Annotated in this window: 14 protein-coding genes; 8 read left to right on the plus strand and 6 right to left on the minus strand. The window is 44.1% G+C overall.

What is annotated here, in order from left to right:
• Positions 1–15: 15 nt before the first annotated feature.
• The 4 genes from B2746_RS21870 to B2746_RS21885 all read right to left on the minus strand — a co-directional run bounded on the left by B2746_RS21870 (position 16) and on the right by B2746_RS21885 (position 4,321).
• Positions 16–927 (minus strand): diacylglycerol/lipid kinase family protein, encoded by a 912-nt coding sequence (locus tag B2746_RS21870; protein ID WP_290799129.1) that lies wholly within the window; start codon positions 925–927, stop codon positions 16–18.
• Positions 928–960: 33 nt separating this feature from the next.
• Entirely contained in the window at positions 961–1,920 is a 960-nt protein-coding gene (locus tag B2746_RS21875) for a glycoside hydrolase family 43 protein (protein WP_290799131.1), read from the minus strand.
• Positions 1,895–3,199 carry a Gfo/Idh/MocA family protein gene (locus tag B2746_RS21880; protein ID WP_290799133.1) on the minus strand — a complete coding sequence of 435 codons (1,305 nt, stop codon included), beginning with the start codon at positions 3,197–3,199 and terminating at the stop codon, positions 1,895–1,897. The genes B2746_RS21875 and B2746_RS21880 overlap by 26 nt, the downstream gene beginning before the upstream one ends.
• 78 nt (positions 3,200–3,277) lie before the next feature.
• Positions 3,278–4,321 (minus strand): 3-oxoacyl-ACP synthase III family protein, encoded by a 1,044-nt coding sequence (locus B2746_RS21885; RefSeq protein WP_290799135.1) that lies wholly within the window; start codon positions 4,319–4,321, stop codon positions 3,278–3,280.
• A gap of 99 nt (positions 4,322–4,420) precedes the next feature.
• Between B2746_RS21885 and B2746_RS21890 the strand changes: the two genes are divergently transcribed.
• The gene (locus B2746_RS21890; RefSeq protein WP_290799136.1) at positions 4,421–4,846 is read left to right on the plus strand and encodes a DUF2752 domain-containing protein; all 426 of its coding nucleotides are present in this window, start codon (positions 4,421–4,423) and stop codon (positions 4,844–4,846) included.
• Positions 4,836–5,078, plus strand: a complete 243-nt coding sequence (locus B2746_RS21895; protein ID WP_290799138.1) for a TM2 domain-containing protein — start codon at positions 4,836–4,838, stop codon at positions 5,076–5,078. Before B2746_RS21890 ends, B2746_RS21895 begins: the two co-directional genes overlap by 11 nt.
• On the opposite strand, the gene B2746_RS21900 is transcribed toward B2746_RS21895, so the two are convergent.
• Positions 5,055–6,050, minus strand: coding sequence for an alpha/beta hydrolase (locus B2746_RS21900; RefSeq protein WP_290799140.1), 996 nt, complete (start codon positions 6,048–6,050; stop codon positions 5,055–5,057). The genes B2746_RS21895 and B2746_RS21900 overlap by 24 nt on opposite strands.
• A gap of 60 nt (positions 6,051–6,110) precedes the next feature.
• Positions 6,111–7,418, minus strand: a complete 1,308-nt coding sequence (locus tag B2746_RS21905) for a Gfo/Idh/MocA family protein (RefSeq protein ID WP_290799142.1) — start codon at positions 7,416–7,418, stop codon at positions 6,111–6,113.
• 252 nt (positions 7,419–7,670) lie between these two features.
• On the opposite strand from B2746_RS21905, the gene typA reads away from it, so the two are divergent.
• The 6 genes from typA (at position 7,671) to B2746_RS21935 (ending at position 15,280) form a co-directional block, all read left to right on the plus strand.
• Positions 7,671–9,482, plus strand: coding sequence for a translational GTPase TypA (gene typA / locus B2746_RS21910; RefSeq protein WP_290799144.1), 1,812 nt, complete (start codon positions 7,671–7,673; stop codon positions 9,480–9,482).
• Between the two features lie 70 nt (positions 9,483–9,552).
• A complete protein-coding gene (locus tag B2746_RS21915; RefSeq protein ID WP_290799146.1) occupies positions 9,553–10,086 on the plus strand; it encodes a hypothetical protein in 534 nt (177 codons plus the stop codon).
• 101 nt (positions 10,087–10,187) lie between these two features.
• Positions 10,188–12,563 (plus strand): TonB-dependent receptor, encoded by a 2,376-nt coding sequence (locus tag B2746_RS21920; RefSeq protein ID WP_290799148.1) that lies wholly within the window; start codon positions 10,188–10,190, stop codon positions 12,561–12,563.
• Between the two features lie 49 nt (positions 12,564–12,612).
• Positions 12,613–13,485, plus strand: coding sequence for a heme/hemin ABC transporter substrate-binding protein (locus tag B2746_RS21925; protein ID WP_290799150.1), 873 nt, complete (start codon positions 12,613–12,615; stop codon positions 13,483–13,485).
• Positions 13,475–14,503 carry a FecCD family ABC transporter permease gene (locus B2746_RS21930; RefSeq protein ID WP_290799152.1) on the plus strand — a complete coding sequence of 343 codons (1,029 nt, stop codon included), beginning with the start codon at positions 13,475–13,477 and terminating at the stop codon, positions 14,501–14,503. The genes B2746_RS21925 and B2746_RS21930 overlap by 11 nt, the downstream gene beginning before the upstream one ends.
• A 3-nt stretch (positions 14,504–14,506) precedes the next feature.
• On the plus strand, positions 14,507–15,280 hold the full coding sequence (locus B2746_RS21935) for a heme ABC transporter ATP-binding protein (RefSeq protein ID WP_290799154.1): 774 nt from the start codon (positions 14,507–14,509) through the stop codon (positions 15,278–15,280).
• Positions 15,281–15,341: the final 61 nt, after the last annotated feature.

Genomic DNA, 15,341 nt, shown 5'->3' on the forward strand with positions numbered 1-15,341 from the left:
AAAGTTTGATTTATGTCAAATAGGCTGGATCAACTGAATACACCGCTGGAGTACGCGAATATTGAGTGTTTCTTCGCTCTCCCTTGGCTCTCCGTCAATATGGACCGGCGCTAAATCCCTGTTTCGGATCTGAATTTTTGCAGTTTGAAAATATTGGATGGTAGTGCTCTGTTCTTCATGGGCACCAGTTAGTTCACCTGTTGTAACCTGTTGGATTAATGCAAATGGAAGGATGGCTTTGTTCATTTTAGGAACCACTACTATATCCAGCAGTCCGTCATTTAGACTTGCTTTTGGTGCAATGGTAAACTGATTTCCAAACTGATTACTGTTTGCCACACTGATAAAATAGGCATCGGTTTGAATAACATGATCTTCCACCACCATTTCGAAATGATAAGGAGTGGCAGTGAAATAATTTTTTATGGTTTGCTGAGTATAGGTGAGCAGTCCTCTTCCTGGTTGCTGGGCAAAATCATGTGCAACTTTGGCGTCGAAACCCAATCCGCATAACATACAAGCGAACTGATCATTCACAAGGAACGCATCTACAAAACGGGCTTTACCTGTAAATGCAAGTTCAATAGCTTTCTGCGTGGTTTTGGGAATACCTGCTGAAAAGGCGAGACCGTTTCCTGATCCAAAGGGGACGATTCCAAAATGAATATCCAGATCCCTTAAATCATTAATAACCGTATTAACGGTTCCATCCCCACCGCAAATGATTATATCAGTGAAACCTTCTTCCAGGATACGCTGTCGGACGAATGAATAATCGCCACTGGCAACAGTTGGTAATACAATTGCTGAAGAGTTAAAGCCAGCTGCGGTTTCCATTACCAGTTTGCCAAGGTCGGCCTTGGATTTGGTGCCGGAAATGGGGTTGACCAGGAATATGAGTTTTTTCTGGGATGGATCCACTATCATGCAATGCCCATTGGTTAAGGCAAAGCTAAGGCATCAGAACTGTTCCAATATCTTAAATTCTGCCGCAGAAATTTTAATTACGGTACCATGGCGTGCGCCGGTTGGAAATACCAACTGATGGCTCAAATTTTCCCAATTTTTCAGGTCGGCCGAACGCTGGCAGGCATAACGATGCGTACTGTATTGATCGTAATAAAGCCACCAGTATCCCAGGTGATGGACCATTGTAGGGCCTTCTGCCCAGGTTTTTCCCGAAATTGGTTCAGACGCTGCGGAATAGGGGCCGGTCAGTTTTTGGCTGACTGCAATCCGAATATTTTTTTGGGGAATAGGTTTCAATGTTTCATCTTTCAGCAGCATAGTATATTGATTCCCTGTTTTGTAAATACTAGCATCAATGACATTGAATCCCTGATCATATAGTAAGCCCGTTGGTGTGAACGTTTTGAAGTCTTTGGTAAGGGTATAATAGATGCGGTGATTGTATTTTTCATCACCCTGGCTATCCGTTTTGGGAAACCTTCCAGGTATTGTAGAAGACCAGTATATCAAATATTGCATGCTTTCAGCATCATAGAATACTTCAGGTGCCCAGGTATTCAATACACCTGGCTCATGTTGCATTACGGGTAGAAAAACCTGTTCTGACCAGTTGATCAGATCTTTTGACCGGGCATATCCGATTCCCTTATCATTCCAGCTGACTGTCCAGACCATATGAAAATATCCATCGCCTCCCCGGGTTATGCAAGGGTCCCGCATTAATTTATCCTTTGCAACAGCAGGTGCTAGTAATGATTGATCATTTTTTAGTGGAATCCAGTGCTGTGCATCCCTGCTGTAAGCCAGGTGCAGACCATCTTCTCCGTTTCCTTTGAAAAAGGAAAAGATTAATACACTGTCTGTTAAATTGGTTTGTGCGGTTAAAAGCACTGGCAGCAGGAGAAGCACTGCTGCCAGTTGATGTTTAAATTTTGGGAACTTTATATCCATTATTATAATTGGCTTTCAATAAATCATTGCCAGCTTTATTCAGGAACTGATTCTTTTTATGATCCCACTGAAGCAATTCTTTGGTACGGAAGGCAATATTTCCCAATTGACAAACCTGTGCAGTTAATGAGGCCTGTTGGATTGGTGTATTCAATTTGGCCGGATCATTTGCTTTGATGGAAGCCAGGAAATTAGCCATATGTCTTTCTAATGAATCACCCTGATCTTTTTGTAATTCAATGGGTTCCATCTTCCCTTTTTCTGCCTGTACAAACCAGCCTTCCCGATTTAATACCAGGGTTCCATTATTTCCGATAAATGCTGTTCCATGTGTTAATCCATATGGCCCCAGATCAATCCCGGTGGCATGTTCCCATACGATGTTGAATTTATCGTATTCAAATACTGCAGCCAGGGTATCAGGAGTTTCAGACGCGTCATCCGGATAAGCCATTTTTCCTCCAGATGCCATCACCTGATTGGGGTATTGTGCTTTCATTCCAAGTAATGCATAATCCATCATATGAACCCCCCAGTCGGTCATAAGTCCGCCTGCATAATCCCAGAACCACCGGAAATTAAAATGAAATCTGTTTGCATTAAATGGTCGTTTGGTAGCGGGACCAAGCCACTTCGTGTAATCCACACCGCTGGGTGCCTGTCCGTCTGGTTTAATGGGTACGGGTTTCATCCAACCCATATATGCCCAGGATTTTACCGTACGAATATTCCCGAGTTTACCACTGTGAACAAAATTGATGGCATCCTGAAAATGAGGGGCACTTCGCTGCCATTGTCCCACCTGGACGATGGAGCCATAGCGTTTCTGAGCTGCTTCCATTACCCGGCATTCCTCAACGGAATTACCACAGGGTTTTTCAACGTAAACATGTTTGCCGGCTGCGCAGGCATCTACCATCTGGATACAATGCCAGTGATCAGGTGTTCCAATGATAACGATATCGATATCTTTATTATCGAGTAACTCACGGTGATCCTTATAGGTCTTTACCGGCATATTTCTGGCTGCCAGCTCACCTGCTCTTTTGGTCAAAACATTTTCATCCACGTCACAGAGTGCGATACAGCGTACATCAGGCTGTTTGAGGATGGCTTGCAGATTACTCCAACCCATACCATTACAACCAATAACGCCAACATTGATCTGGTCGGCGGCACCAATCCGGTGCGAAAGGGTGTTGGCGAATGAGGGTAAAGCTGTTATGCCGAGTGCTAATGCGGCAGATTGGGAAAGAAATTGTCGGCGTTGGTTAGGCATGGCAATCTTGATTTGGTTTTGTATGGATAGGAAATATACAAACTAAATCGATTCAGCCCATGCTGCACTATATGCTGGTTACCACTTCAGAAGGGCACTTGCCCAGGTAAATCCGCTGCCAAAAGCAGCCAGACAAACCAGGTCGCCCTGTCTGATTTTTCCTTTCTCCCAGGCTTCACATAGAGCTATAGGTACGGAAGCCGCTGTGGTATTTCCGTACTGTTGAATATTATTGTAAACCTGATCATCTCCAAGTTTGAGCTGTTGTTGAACAAACTGAGCAATCCGCAGATTGGCCTGGTGTGGAATCAGCATATTTATATCCGATGGCTGCAGACCATTAGCCTGAAGGGCTTCCATTACAACCTCAGGAAATTTTACTACGGCTTTTTTAAACACAGCCGGACCGTCCATAAAGGGGAAGTTTTGGGCTTTATCAATCATTTCATGACTCATAAACTGTTCACCGATTTTGGCTTCTGCAAAATCGGCATATTGTCCCCAGTGATTGGCATGGGTACCCGGATTATACATAGCCAGGATTTCCGCGCTTTCGCCATCACTGTGAAGATGGGTGCTCAGAATGCCCTGATTGGGATCCTGAGTAGGTTGTAGTACAACAGCTCCGGCTCCATCTCCAAAAATTACTGCTACATTTCGACCCCGGGTACTGAAATCGAGACCGAAGGAGTGCTTTTCGCTGCCAATAACCAGAATGTTTTTATACATCCCGGTTTTGATGAATTGGTCGGCTACCGATAAGGCATAAACGAAACCACTGCATTGATTGCGGATATCAAGAGCTCCAATTTCTTTAAGTTTCAATGCTCGTTGGACAAGCACGCCACAACCGGGAAAATAGTAGTCAGGTGAAAGGGTGGCGAATACGATAAAATCAATGTCCTGAGCAATTATGCCGGCTCTTTCAATAGCAATCTTTGCTGCCTCTACCCCCATGGTGGCGGTAGTTTCTCCAGTCCGGTCAGCATATCGTCGTTCTTTGATTCCTGTTCTTTCCTGGATCCATTCATCATTGGTATCCATGTATTGTGTCAGATCCTGGTTGGTTATTACATTCTTAGGAACATACATACCGATTCCCGCAATTTTTGATCGAAGCATGGCAAACATTTATCCAACAAATATAGGAACTCCATTCACCCGGCGGATGAATGGAGTTGGTGCAACCCGACCAGTGAAATTTTCGTCGTAGATTGAGAGATGGTAATAAGATGGATACAAAAGAACCTGGAAGCAGTGATTTGGATCTGTGCGATGTTATGGCTGGGACTCGCGGTCAATTACCAGGAGAATACCCTGGGATTTTGCCCTTTTCGTTATGCAGGTATTGAAGCAGTAATTGGAATGGATGCTTGTCCGGGTTGTGGCGTGGGCAGGAGCATCGCAGCAGCTATACATGGAGAATGGAAAATTTCCTGGCATCACCATTGGATGGGAATTCCGGCTCTTGCCATTATTGCTTTTAGAATTGTAACTTTATTAATAACCCAACATAAAAACCAACCAAGACATGGATACCTACCTGATGTCCCTGCCCGATCTTCAGCCCGAAGAAGCCGCGGGCATCAAAGATCTTACGAGCAAGATGACCGAATCGCAAAAGAACCAATTCCTTATGATATATAGTGGTAAGCGCAAAAAACCTGGAGAGATTCTACTCCTTACCTGTTTAGGTTTTGTTGTAGTAGCCGGAATCCAGCGCTTTGTAGTTGGTCAGGTAGGAATGGGAATACTCTATTTATTTACCGGGGGGTTATGCCTTATAGGAACAATTATTGATGTTGTGAATCACAAAAAATTGGCTACTGAATACAATCTCCAGCAGATGTATGAATCATCGCGGATGGTTGGACTTTAAATACAATAACCAATCAATAATTTCTTTTTCAACTGCGGGTGCATCTTTTGACTTGAAGGGGGAAGCTATGACATGATCGCCGGTATTTGGCATGGCGATTTCTTTCTTCCAGTTTTCAGGTGTGCCTACCTGCTGAAACATATCCTGCATGGCAGACACTTTCACAACCGGATCCTGTTCTTCTTCGTTTTTATAATAATACATTAAGAGCAGTGGCTGTTTTATTTTGGCAAAGGTTTCAGGTGTCATGGTAGTTTCAAGCAGTTCTTCCAATGCAACCGTTGCTTCCAGGCGATAAGGGGTATTCCAGTATTGTTTATAAACTGGTCGGGTGTCTGAAGAGGTGCGGTAATCACTGCCTAGTACCAGGTGGGCTATTTGTAAGCCCCAGGGATTATTAAGCAGCCAGGCATTGGGGTCGTTGATGGCAATATTGGGCGATAGTAACACCAATGCATACACGTCATTCGGATAGGAAGCTGCCAACTGTAGGGCATTGGTACCTCCTGTAGAAGTTCCCATTAGAATAACCTTTTTCCCCAACTGCTTTCCAATAGCAAGTGCTTCTTTGGCAGATTCCCAATAGTTTTCAGGAGTCAGATTTACGAGTGCTTCACTTGTATCGATTCCATGTTCTGCCAATCTGGAAAGATAGAGGTTTGCGCCGATGGCTTTGGCTGCATTCATATGCGTAGGAGCTCCCTCAAACTGCGAGGCACTGAATCCGTGCAGGTAAACAATTGCGTATTCTGTTGGTTGACGGAGTGAATCATTTAGCCAAACAATTCTTGCTTCGTTATCGGGTTTGAGCCGAAGAACCTGCTCTTTGTTACGAACATAATTTTCAATATCCGGGCTGGTCGGGACTACAGGCATAGCCGTTGAATAAACCGGAGTTGCGGGACTTGGCCCCAGTATGTAAACAACTGCCAGTACAACCGGAATTCCAATTAACCACTTATTGATACGCATGTGGATGCTTTTAAGGCAAAATAAGGAAACAATAGCAGGATCAGTTGGCAAGTTTTACAACTAACAAATAATCGGAACAACCAGCTCTTCCATTCTGCTCTTTTCTGCTGCAAATCCCATAAGATGACTTTCGATGGAAGCTTCAAGCGTAGATGTCAGCATGGTAGGGTCGTTGGCATGAACCGCCATAACGAAATCTGCCATAAGCCTGAAATCGCCTCCGCCATGCAAATCAGTTGTTTCAGCCCATTGTTCTTTTTGACCATTTTGAAAACTGGTTATGACCATTTTTGTCATATCGCCCTCAATATCACCATGACTTCCCATTACCCTTGTGCGTCGACCTTCATAAGATGTAAAAGCCTGAAGAGAGAAACTGGCTGTAACACCACCATCGAATAATAGATTCGCTACATAGTGATCCGGCTGATCATTGTCCATTCTGTAAACGCAACGTCCATAATCGGTTGTACGTAATTGTTGAAGAATGTAGTCGCCCTGTTCTTCTTTGTCTTCGGGCAGGTCGAAAACATAGGTACGTTCGCGTTGCTGGTGATATATCCTGATAGCAGAATAGGGGCATTCCGCTTCTATCTTACAACCATCAGTACAACGGGCAGTACTTCCTTCCGGAGCATTTTCTTCCTTAAACCATCGAAGTCCGCCGAATGCATGCACCGATTTACAGGGCTTTCCAACCAGCCAGCGTAGAATATCGAGGTCATGACTGGCTTTCGCAAGAATGATTGGTGTGGTAGTAGCGCTATTTTTCCAGTTACCCCGAACATAAGAATGGGCCATATGTACATGTTCAATTGGCTCCATATGCTGAATACTGATTAATTCCCCAATTGCACCACTTCGAATCAGACTGCGGAGTTTCCGGAAATAAGGAGCGTATCGCAATACATGGCAAACCGCAACGATTTTACCGGATTCTTTGGATGCCTGAAGAATTTGTCTGCATTCTTCTTCGGAAGGAGCAATGGGTTTCTCAAGAAGCACATGATAACCAGCTTTAAGTGCAGCCAGGCAGGGTCCAACATGTAGCCGATCGGGTGATGAAATAATGACAGCATCTGCGAAACGGGGTCGCTCAAAAACAGCTTCCCAATTGGAGAAACAGTTTTCAGGTTCAATGTGATGGGTGGATGCATACCGTTGGTTACGGATGAGGTTAGGTTCTGCAACACCTATAATATCAAACTGTTGTGCGTATTGTGAAGCAAATTGTCCATATACATAACCCCGTCTTCCGGCACCGATAACAATGGCGGTAACAGGTTTGTCGATGGATTCAAAACGTTCTGGTAAAAGAATATGGGTAGTCTTATCATCATAGGGGAATTCCTTAAAATTCGTCTTCATGGCCAATCTGTTTTTTCGTTCAAAAAATAAGCTGAAAGGTACGAAGGAAGAAGAGAGGGGGAGATGAGAATATGGTTAAAAAGGAGAAAGAGGAGACAAAGGAGAAAGAGGAGAAAAGGAGACAAAGGGGATTGATGTACAAGGGGTTGTGATATATAACATAATGTTTATAGGAAATTCCCTTGCGGGGCGGCTAAATAGCTGTACCTTTGCGCGCTCTTAGGCGATTTGCCTTTGGGTTGAATCAGAGTTATGAATATTAGGAATATAGCAATCATTGCACACGTTGACCACGGTAAGACTACCCTGGTTGACCGGATTCTCCACACTACTAAAGTGTTCCGCGAGAACCAGGATACCGGCGAACTGATCATGGACAGCAATGATCTGGAACGTGAACGAGGTATCACCATCTTCAGTAAGAACGCTGCAGTTACATATAAAGATGTGAAAATCAATGTAATTGATACCCCCGGTCACGCCGATTTTGGCGGAGAAGTAGAGCGTGTGTTAAAGATGGCGGATGGGGTTATCCTCTTGGTGGATGCATTCGAAGGCCCTATGCCTCAAACCCGTTTTGTGCTGCAGAAGGCACTTCAATTGAACCTTAAGCCGATTGTAGTTATCAATAAAGTTGATAAGCCCAACTGTCGCCCTGATGAAGTACATGATGCTGTATTTGAGTTATTTTTTAATCTGGATGCTACGGAAGAACAGTTGGATTTCCCCACCTTTTATGGTTCGGGTAAAAATGGCTGGTTCAACAATACCAATACACAGTGTGAAGACATTACTCCCCTGATGGACGGCATTTTACAGTATGTACCTGAACCAAAAGTGGATGAAGGTCCGCTGCAAATGCAGATCACCTCTTTGGATTATTCTTCTTTCCTTGGTCGTATTGCGATTGGAAAAGTACAGCGTGGCAGTATCAAGGAAAATCAGCCGATTGCATTGATGCAGGCGGACGGCACTTTCAAAAAGCAGCGGGTTCGTGAGCTTTATGTATTTGAGGGAATGGGAAAACGCAAGGTAACAGAAGTTTTAGCCGGTGATTTGTGTGCAGTAGTAGGATTGGAAGACTTTAATATTGGTGACACCATTTCTGATCAGGAGGTAATGGAAGCATTGCCTGTTATCAGTGTGGATGAGCCAACCATGAATATGTTATTCAGCATCAACAACTCTCCATTCTTTGGTAAGGACGGTAAGTTTGTAACCTCCCGCCATTTGCGGGATAGGCTGATGAAAGAAACAGAGAAAAACCTCGCACTTCGGGTATTTGATACAGATAGTGGTGATAGTTTTCAGGTATATGGTCGCGGTATTCTTCACCTGGGTGTACTGATTGAAACCATGCGTCGGGAAGGGTATGAGCTGACTGTTGGACAGCCGCAGGTTATTCTGAAAAATATCGATGGCAAGCGCTGTGAACCTTATGAGGTGCTGGTGGTGGATGTACCACAGGAATTTGCTTCCAAAGTAATTGACCTTGTTACCCGTCGGAAAGGCGAAATGCATGTGATGGAAACAAAGGGCGATATGCAACACCTTGAATTTGAAATTCCTTCACGCGGATTGATTGGCCTGCGTACGCAAATGCTGACTGCCACTACTGGAGAAGCAGTAATGGCGCACCGGTTTCTGGAATACAAACCCTGGAAAGGACCGATACCCGGACGAAACAACGGGGTATTGATTTCCAAGAATACAGAGAAAACGACAGGTTATTCAATTGATAAATTACAGGATCGCGGAACTTTCTTTGTAGATCCGGGCGAAGATGTTTATGCTGGTCAGATTGTGGCCGAAAACATTAAACCTGGTGATCTGGTGGTGAATGTAACGGAAGGTAAAAAATTGACCAACCACCGCGCAAGTGGAAGTGATGATGCTACCCGCATTGCACCAAAAACGCAATTAAGCCTCGAGGAATGTATGGAATATATCCAGCATGATGAGTGCATCGAGGTAACGCCCAACTTTATCCGGATGCGTAAAATTCACCTTGATGAAAATGAGCGGACCCGCCTGGCCAAATCCATGAAAGTGGAAGAGGTATAAGAAAAGCTTCAGCTATTTTTATATAAAAGGCTGCCTCACCAGAGGCAGCCTTTTTACTATATTCGTGGCGGTGCGTACTATAACCGGCATATTCTTATTAGTTGTTTTCTCCAGCAATATCACGGGATTGTTGGTAGTTTTCAAATTGCAGCAACTGCAGATCCGCAGGGAAATCAAACGCCAGATCAAGAGGGGTGTACCCCAGAATGAACTTCATCTTATAACAATAAAACAGGGACAGGAAGAACAGCTCGGCTGGCAGAATGAGAAGGAGTTTATTTATGAAGGAACCTTCTATGACGTAGTGCGTAAGGAAACCGGAGCAGCGGGCGCTACGCTTTATTATTGCATCAATGATACCCAGGAGGAAGCGCTCTTTGCGAACCTGGATGCCCTAATAAAACAGTATTCCGAAAAGCGGCAGTCAAAAGGAAAAATGGCAAAGAAGCTCATAAAGCTGGCTCCAGTTGTTCTCAGCAGAGATATTCCTGATACGGAACCTGCAGTAGTAACAGTTGATCCTTTACAGGTCAGTTATTCCAACCAATACAACTCTCCCATTCTTTCCATTCCTGCACCACCACCCAAAGCCTGCGTTTCATAGTAATTTTTTGTCTCAAAATCTAACGGAATTTTCCGGGTAGAGCCATGCGCATGTCTGCCAGGAAAACAAATTCGTATTCATTCTTTCATCTGAATTAAAAAATGAAAAAACTATATCTGTCGCTTTTAAGCGTAGGGTTTGTTGCGTCCCTGCTGGCCCAAACCCCTCAAACAACAGGCAGCGTCAAAAGTGCTGAAAATGGAGCAGCGCTACCTTACGCTTCTATTCGTGTAGCTGGCTATAAAACGATCACAACCGATAAAAATGGCAAATTCAAACTGCCTTGCATAGACTCTGCACAACTAACGGTTACCCATATTGGATTTGAATCCTATCGTGGAAAATTTGCATGTGGACAGGAACTGAATATTCAGCTAAAGGAGAACTCCCAAACACTGGATGCCGTAGAGATTTCAGCGAGTTCCAATCCCAATAAATCCATGTTATACCAGCCTGCTGCAATTTCAAGGATTGGGTCAACAGAACTCAATCGTGGTACAGGACTATTGCTGGATGATGCAATTAACACCAATGTGGCTGGAGTTTATATGCAACGCCGGACCTTCTCAGCAGGGCAACAGTTTAACATTCGTGGATATGGAAATGGAACTCGTGGAACCAATGGGATCAATAGCAATTTCGATGGACAAGGTTACAAGGTGTACCTGAATGGAATTCCCATCACTGATGCGGAAGGCATTACATTGATGGATGATATTGATTTTGGTTCGGTTGGACAGGTAGAGATAATTAAAGGTCCGGCTGGTTCCTTATACGGACAAGCAATAGCCGGAGTAGTAAATCTGAAAACAAAAAAGCCGGAGTCGGGCCGATCTGCTTTGAGTCAGGATGTATTACTTGGCGGTTATGGATTACAACGCTATACAACCAGTTTACAGCTCAGTACAGAAAAATCAGTATTGCTGGTTAATCATGGCCGTCAGCACTTTGATGGCTTTATGCCACATACCAGGTCGGAAAAGGACTTTGTAAACCTGATGGGTGAATTCAATCCGAATGTAAAACAGACCATCACCAGTTATTTTGGCTATAGTAACAGTTTTGAGGAGCGCAATGGGGAATTGACCATCGGGCAATATGCGAACCTGGATTATTCCGGTAATCAGGCCTATATTAAAAACAATGCACACTCGAATGTGAAAACCTTTCGTGCGGGTATTGGGCATGCATACCGGTTCAATGCAAATTTTTCCTACAACACCACCCTGTTTGGAACCGGTTTGATCAGTGATGTGAGTTCTGCAGGTGGCTGGACAGATAAGTCGGCCGTTAATTATGGCTTGCGTTCTACTTTGGACACCCGGTTTGAACTGGCAACCGAAATATCGCTCAGCGGTATAACCGGACTGGAACTGCAGCAACAGCAGGCGCAGATCCTGGGTTATCCGATGGTGGCGGACAGTTCGAATTTGGCAGGTTATAGAATCCCGGGAGTGTTGCGCAGTAACCAGGTAACTACCACGGGATCTCTTTTATTGTTTACAGAATGGACCCTGGCATTTCCTGCTTCCTTTTCAATAACCGCAGGCATTGGGCATAGCCGAATGGATATTTCGTTGAAGAATCGGTTGTATGCACCTGCAACTACTATCCCAACCCGCTATAGTGCAAGTTATCATAACATGTATGCACCCCATCTGGCAGTGAATAAAGTGTTTTCGGAAAAAGTTTCCCTGTATGCTTCTTACAGCCAGGGATACAAGGCGCCTGTGAGTTCTTATTTTTTCATACCTATAACAGGAGAAGTTATTAGCGGATTAAAACCTGAAAAAGCGAATCAGTGGGAAATAGGAACTAAAGGATCGCTCTTCAAGAATCGGTTCCAGTATGAGGTGGCTGTCTTTTATACCGTTTACCAGGATAAGATGACAACCATCGCGGTCCCCATTCCTGCTAATACTGCCACTTCCTATGTATATGTTGCAAACGCAGGAGAGCAGAAGAACCTGGGATTGGAAATCTCTCTGAAAGGAACAGCGTATGAGTCGGCAGGGTTTATCAGCGCTATTCATCCTTTTGCGAATCTGACCTTGTCGCATTTTCGGTATGGTAATTTTCAGTACGAACAACTGAGCAATGACAAGATGAGTACAGTAGTGATGGATTTTACGTATAAAACGGTGGTGGGTGTACCGCCGGTAGTTTTTAATACAGGCTTTGATCTGATTACGCGAGCCGGCATTTACTGGAATCTGACCTACAATTACCGGGATCCGATGTATTTCACTTCAGATAATAAAAATCAGACAGCGAGTTACCAGTTGCTGAATACGAAAATCGGTTACTCACGCCAGCTGATGAAACATTTTGCGGTAGATGTTCATTTGGGTTGTAACAATTTGACTGGTCAACAGAATTATCTGATGGTATTTCTGAACCAGTTACCAGATGCTTATCTGCCGGCACCCAGGGAAGTGAATTTCTTTGGCGGGGTGAATTTGCATTATATTTTTTAAGTAGTTGGTGGAGATGAAAATTTATCTCCTCCTTTTAAAATTTATTGTAATGAAACAGAGTTTATTGCTCTCCATTCTACTGTTGTTACTAGTTTCCTGTGATCGTTTTGGAAAAAAGCAGGGAGCAGCAAAGGAAGAACAGCGAATAGTTTGTATTGCAAAACAGTACAATGAAATCATCTGGGCTTTGGGAGCCCAACAAAATATGGTGGGAGTTGATATTTCAAGTACGTATCCGACTGCAATACAACAGGTACAAACAGTGGGATATCATCGGGCATTGAGTACAGAAGGAATCTTGGCCACCCGGCCAACCTTGCTGCTGCATGATAACAATATTGGTCCGGAGCACGTGGTTCAACAATTGGAAGCATTAAAAATTCCAATGAAAGTATTTGATAATACCGGGTCAACCATTGACAGTACCAAAATGCTGATCCGGGAGATAGGAGCTTATTTCGGAAAGGAGAAAGCAGCAGATAGTATCTGTAGGAGGCTGGATCAGGATATGGAACTTGCAATGAAAACTGCCAAACAGTATACTAAACCAGTGTATGTATTGGTGGTGCATTTTGGTCAGGCTACCAATGCGTATTTCGTCATGACCAAAAACAGTTCAGCGGCAAAACTCATTCAATGGGCAGGCGGTGAACTGGCAGTGGAAGGAACCAGGGGGATGCAGCCGATATCAGCAGAACTGGTAGCAGCTTCGGATCCGGATGTAATTCTGCTTACAGATTATGGTTACGACCGGCTTGGCAACCCGGAGAAAATAAGGGAACTCCCGGGGATAGCAGGTACAGCTGCAGCCCGGAGGGGAAAAATTTATAGAGTTGAAGAACATGACCTTGTGTACCTGGGGCCACGTACGGGAGAGATAATCGTTCAACTTCAAAAACTCATACACCAGGATGTTAAGTAATAAGAAGAGACGACTGGTTGAAATCGGTTTACTGGTTGGTTTGTTGATAAGTGTATTATTTTCTGCAGGGATCGGAGCTGTATCGATACAATCGGAGGAAATGTTTTCAGCAATTCAAAAATTTATACAGAATAAGCAGAACCTGAACCTGAATGAACGGATTTTTATGGAAATCAGGTTGCCACGAGCACTGCTTTGTGTATTGGTAGGTGCCAGCCTGGCTACCGGAGGCAGTTTGATGCAGGCCTTGTTTCGAAATCCGATTGTTGAGCCAGGCCTGATTGGAACTTCCAGTGGAGCAGCTGCAGGGGCTGCATTGTATTTTGTGATGGGAGCCCAGTTGCCTGTTTTATTCAGCACTTATACTTTGCCGTTAGCCTCCTGTTTAGGTGCAATGCTGGCAACTGCGCTGGTATTTTTTTTAAGTTCGGCTGGGGAGTCAAAAAGCAGTTCCACCACCGCCCTGCTTTTAACAGGCATTGCCGTAAATGCGATCTGCTTGAGCGCTGTTGGTTTTTTATCCTATATGGCACGTGACCCACAGGCAAGATCCATCACATTTTGGAGTATGGGTACATTATCAGGTGCAAGCTGGAAAGCTGTAGGTATAACAGGCTTATCAACAATTATTGGGATTGGTTATGCTTTTCGCCTGGCTCATCCACTTAATACACTGATGTTGGGTGAGCAGGAAGCCATGCTGTTGGGAATCCGAATTCAGCGACTTCGGTTAACCATTTTAATCATACAGGTGATTCTGGTGGCCGTTGCTACCTCATTTGTTGGAGTAATAAGCTTTGTTGGATTGATTGTACCTCATTTACTGCGCATGTTACACGGCTCAGATAACCGCTTGCTAATTCGAAATGCAGCTTTATTGGGAGCCATCTTTTTGAGTGTTGCGGATATGGCAGCGCGCCTCTGGTTAAAACCTGCTGAATTGCCCATTGGTATTCTAACTTCCATAGTTGGTGCCCCTGTTTTTTTATTGCTATTACCTAAAACAAATTATTTCTGATTTATGGTGACCATCAATAAACTTAGCTATAGGTTTGGTAAAAAGGACTTGCTGCATGATATATCCTATCGTTTTCGTCCTGGTGTTCTGAACCTGATCATCGGCCCGAATGGAGCAGGTAAATCAACGCTTATTAAAATGATAAGCAGACAGTTACCAGCACCTACAGGAACTATTTTGTATGGTAAACAACCGATTCATTGTTTTTCCCCTAATTCCCTCGCAAAAATGAGGGCAGTTCTGTCTCAGCAGGTAGACCTGGTTTTTCCAATGCAGGTTGAAGAAGTAGTGTTGATGGGGCGGTATCCCTATTTCAATGGGAAACCTGCCAGGGAGGATTATAGAGTTTGTCAGGACGTGATTACCTATTTTGATTTAGGCAAGCTGGTGGGCAGAAATTACAATACGCTCAGTGGCGGAGAAAAACAACGGGTTCATTTTGCCAGGGTGCTTGCCCAGATCTGGAATAAAAAAGATACCGAACTGCGGTATTTATTGCTGGATGAGCCCCTGACATTCCTGGATATCTATTACCAGTTTAACTTCCTGCAAAAATTGAAAGAACTGATGCAGCAACAACCCCTGGTGGTGGTGGGTGTAATTCATGATCTTCATCTGGCAGCGAGGTTTGCAGAGGAGCTGGTACTGCTGAAGGAAGGTTCAATACTGGCATCCGGGACAGTGAATGAGGTGCTTTCAAAAGAAAATATCCAGGATGGTTTTGGAATTGAATGGACCAATGTATTTACATCGTTCTTACATGTATCTGACACCTAAGCTAAAATAGTTTCAGAAAAGAGCATTTTCGCATAAGGCCGTCTTTGGGATATGGGGTAAA

Origin of the sequence: Flavihumibacter sp. UBA7668 (genome assembly GCF_002483205.1) — a bacterium.
Taxonomy (GTDB): domain Bacteria; phylum Bacteroidota; class Bacteroidia; order Chitinophagales; family Chitinophagaceae; genus Flavihumibacter.